This is a genomic window from Lamprobacter sp. (assembly GCF_034860625.1).
Lineage (GTDB): Bacteria > Pseudomonadota > Gammaproteobacteria > Chromatiales > Chromatiaceae > Lamprobacter.
Genome location: NZ_JAYESN010000492.1, coordinates 1 through 1,513 on the forward strand (window position 1 = coordinate 1; position 1,513 = coordinate 1,513).

1 protein-coding gene is annotated in these 1,513 nt (G+C 68.2%); it reads left to right on the top strand.

All coding sequences use genetic code 11. The features are described from left to right. The first annotated feature begins 143 nt into the window (after nucleotides 1–143). Nucleotides 144–1,493, top strand: coding sequence for a transposase (locus tag VBE63_RS29150; protein WP_323686468.1), 1,350 nt, complete (start codon nucleotides 144–146; stop codon nucleotides 1,491–1,493). Nucleotides 1,494–1,513 lie beyond the last annotated feature (20 nt).

Consider the following 1,513-nt stretch of genomic DNA (forward strand, 5'->3'; position numbering starts at 1 on the left):
CTCGACTTTGGCCATTTTGCTGAGCGGTTTCGTAGCCGGTGAGCGGCCAGCGTCGGCGGGCCAGCCGGCGGCTGCGCGGTTGGCGGCAGCGCGAGGTGGGCGGTATTGTTTGATGTCGACCAAAACGCCAAACCGAACCGCCCATGCTCGCTCTGCCGTTGACGATTGTAGCCGTTTTAGAACCGTTTGCCGTGCTGTTCACGCGGCCGACCTGGGCGCACGCACAGGTGTTGGTGATCGGCACCCTGCTCGCGCAGGGGCCACGCACGGTGACGGCGGCGTTACGCGCGATGGGCCGCTCCGGCGAGCGGCGCTTCGAGCGTGACCATCGGGTGCTCAACCGCGCGCGCTGGTCCGGCCTGCGCGGCGCGCAGATCCTACTGGGGCTGTTGCTGGCCCTGCTGCCGCCCAGCCTGCCGATTGTGATGGCGGTCGACGAGACCCTGGAGCGGCGCTTCGGGCCGCGCATCCGCGCCAAAGGGGTGTATCGGGATGCGGTGCGCTCGAGCCGGGGCAAGGTGGTGACCTGTCTGGGCGTGGAATGGCTGGTGATGGCGCTGATGGTGCCCGTCCCTTGGAGTCAGCGGATGTGGGCCCTGCCGTTTCTGACCCTGCTGATGCCCTCCAAGCAGGCCGACACCGAGGCCGGCCGCCGGCATCGCACGACTGTCGAGTGGACTGTCGTGATGGTGCGTCTGGTTGCGCGCTGGCTGGGACGACGCCCGTGGATCTTGATCGGCGATGGGCGTTATGCCTGCATCCAGTTGGGCTGGGAGTGCCTGGTCAATCAAGCCACGCTGATCAGTCGCCTGCGCCTGGATGCGCGCCTGTTTGCCAAACCCGAACCGGTGCCGCCGGGGCGACGCGGGCGCAAGCCGCAGAAAGGCGCGCGCCTGGCCAAGCTGGCCAACCGCGTCGAGGAAGCGCGCACCCAGGGCGAGGCGGTGACCGTCGCCTGGTACCGCGGCCAGCGCAAAACGCTGCGCGTGCTCAGCGGCGTCGCACTCTGGCACACGCCCGGCATCACCCCACTGCCGATTCGTTGGGTCTTGGTGGTCGATCCCGAGGGACGCCTGCCGGCGCAGGCCTTCTTCACCACCGCGCTGACCCTGACCCCGGCGCGGGTCATCGAGCTGTTCGTCTGGCGGTGGTCGCTGGAGGTGACCTTCGAGGAGACCCGTCGCCACCTGGGTGTGGAGACCCAGCGGCAGTGGAGCGACCTGGCGATCGCCCGCACCACGCCGGTGCTCATGGCGCTGTTCTCGCTGGTCTGCCTGATGGTGCATCGCTGGCGTGAGCACTGGCCAACACTGGCGCGCTCAAGCGCCTGGTACCTCAAGCCGGAGGCAACCTTCTCCGATTGCCTGGCCTTGGTCCGGCGCCGGATTTGGGGCGAAACCGATTTCGACAGGTCAGCCGGCGAGCAGGACCCCGTCCAAATCTCACCCCAGCGCCTGGAGCGCTTGCTCGATCAGCTTGCCGCGACGGCCTGAGGGGCCAAAAAGTGCCAAAG